The organism is Novacetimonas pomaceti, assembly GCF_003207955.1.
Lineage (GTDB): Bacteria > Pseudomonadota > Alphaproteobacteria > Acetobacterales > Acetobacteraceae > Novacetimonas > Novacetimonas pomaceti.
The window spans coordinates 1-2605 of record NZ_NOXG01000070.1 but is presented as its reverse complement, the minus strand read 5'-3'; the positions used below and the strand labels follow the sequence as shown (position 1 = coordinate 2605).

Here is a 2605-nt window from a genome sequence, read left to right as displayed (position 1 = left end):
TGGCACGCTGGACGGCACGCTGGACCTGACCAAAGCCAGCAGCACCTATTCCGGCGGCATGTCCGGTTCTGGCGGTCTGACGGTTTCTGGCGGGACGGAAACGCTGACGGGTGCGAATACCTACACAGGAGCTACGACGATCAGTGGCGGCACGCTGGCCCTGAATGGCACGGGTAGTATTGCTGATTCCAGTACCGTGGATGTTGCTCAGAACGGCATGTTTGATATCAGCCAGACGAATTCTGGTGCATCGGTCAAGGATATAGGTGGAGCCGGTGGCATTGATCTTGGTAGCCAGACGCTGACGTTGACGGCGGCAGATCCTGACACCGTTTATTCCGGCGTGGCGTCCGGTTCTGGCGGTCTGACGGTTTCTGGCGGGACGGAGACGCTGTCGGGTGCGAATACCTACACGGGTGTGACGACGGTGGCGTCTGGTGCGAGCCTGACGGTTTCCAATGGTGGCCAGCTGGATGGTACGAACAGCATCCAGAACGACGGAACAGTCGTTCTGGACAATGGCCATGTAACTATTCCAAACAATACGGCAGCGAACAGGACTGGCGTCATTGCCAGTGGGTTTGACGCTGGTTCTGACGCAAGTATGACCTTGCAAAATGGTAGTACCCTTGATTCAGCAGGAGGTACTTTGACGGCCGGGCTTGGCGCCAATAGCCAGGGCAAGATTACGGTTGATGATTCCATTGCCAATGTTGGGATGATTGTTGCGGGTGAGAATGGCACCGGCACTGTTTCCATTACAAATGGCAGCGTTGTTTCAACCCAGGCCGTCGTATTGGGTAACCAGACCGTCGGTAAAGGCAGCCTTGATGTGACGGGAACCGGCACGCAGCTGAATGCGGGGACGGGTGGTCTGTATGTCAATGCGGATGGCACGGGCACGGTTTCCGTTGAAAACGGGGGTGTGATCAGCTCTGCGGGTCCTGTCTCGTTCGGGGACGGGTCAACTGTTGCGTCTGGCAGCACGGGCACCCTGACGGTTGGTCAGGGGGGCACGCTGGCAGTGGGTGGCACGAACGGCATTGTCGCGGATGAAGGCAGCAATGGTGGCAGCTACCAGTTCAACCTGGCTGGCGGCACGCTGAAGGATACGGGGTCCGACCTGACCTCTTCCGTGAATGCGACGCTGGTCAGCGGGACGGATTCCACCGTCGACACCAATGGTCTGAACACGACCCTTTCCGGCGTACTGTCCGGGAGTGGCAGTCTCACAAAATCGGACACAGGCACGCTGGTCCTGACTGGGGCTGACACCTACACGGGAGGGACGACGATCGGTGGCGGCACGCTGCAGCTTGGCAATGGCGGCACGACCGGGACGATTTCTGAGACGTCGTCGATTGTGGATAATGGCAACCTGAGTGTTGATCACAGCGACAGCGTGACGCTGGCGCAGGCGATCTCCGGCACGGGCAGCCTGACCCAGTCCGGAACCGGCACCACCATCCTGAGCGGTACCGACACCTATGGTGGCGCGACTTCCGTGAATGCCGGCACCTTGCAGGTTGATGGAGATGAGAGTGGTGCGACGGGAGCGACGACGGTTGCTTCTGGCGCGACGCTGAGCGGCACGGGCACGCTTGGTGGTGACGTGACGGTTGGGAATGGTGCGACCCTGTCTGCGGGTGATGGCGCCCATGGCGTGGGCACGCTGACGGTTGATGGAAACCTGACCCTGGATCAGGGCTCGACCCAGAACTTTGATACGGGTGAGGCCAATACGGCAGGTGGGAAATACAATGACCTTGTCGCTGTGGGGGGCAACCTGACGCTGGGCGGCACGCTGAATGTTGCGGCCGATACAGCTGGTCCGGACGCTGCCAGCGGTGGTCTGGATGCGGGTGTCTACCGTATCTACACCTATGGTGGAGGCCTTACGGATAATGGTGAAACACTTGGCACGGTTGATGCCGCGCAGGGTGTTGAACTTGGCCTGCAGACCTCGATCGCCCATCAGGTGAACCTGGTTGTGAATGATGGCAGCCTGACCTTCTGGGACGGCGGCAATACCGGCACCAACCATGGTTCGGACGGTTCGTCCGGTAATGATACGGTCGATGGTGGCAGCGGCACCTGGACTGCGATGAACGGTGCGGGTGATGACAACTGGACCAATGCGGATGGTAGCCGTAACGCACCATGGTATGCGGGTGGCTATGCCGTCTTCGAAGGCTCTGCCGGCACGGTGAGCGTCTCGGATAAGGATGCGAATGGCGATCCTGCGGATGTGACGGTCAGCGGGATGCAGTTTGCCAATAATGATGGCAAGACCTATGTCGTGACGGGTGATGACCTGTATGCGACCACGGGTTCGACGACGGTCCGTGTTGGTGACGGGACGGATGCAGGCGCTGCCATCACGGCGGATCTGGATACGGTCATCAATGACAGCAATGTCGCGGGTGGTACGTCTTTGGTGAAGACGGATGCCGGCACGCTTGTTGTGAGCAAAGATCAGACCTATCGCGGGGCCACGGATATCGAAGGCGGCACGCTGCAGCTTGGCAATGGTGGTACGGCGGGCAACATCGCGACTACCACGGCGATCCATGATGATGGTACGCTGGCTGTTGATCGTAGCGAT

1 protein-coding gene is annotated in these 2605 nt (G+C 59.6%); it reads left to right on the top strand.

Going from position 1 to position 2605, the window contains the following annotated elements; genetic code table 11:
* Positions 1–2605: beta strand repeat-containing protein (locus CFR71_RS15435; RefSeq protein ID WP_207781409.1), on the top strand; the 2605-nt coding region annotated here is incomplete at both ends.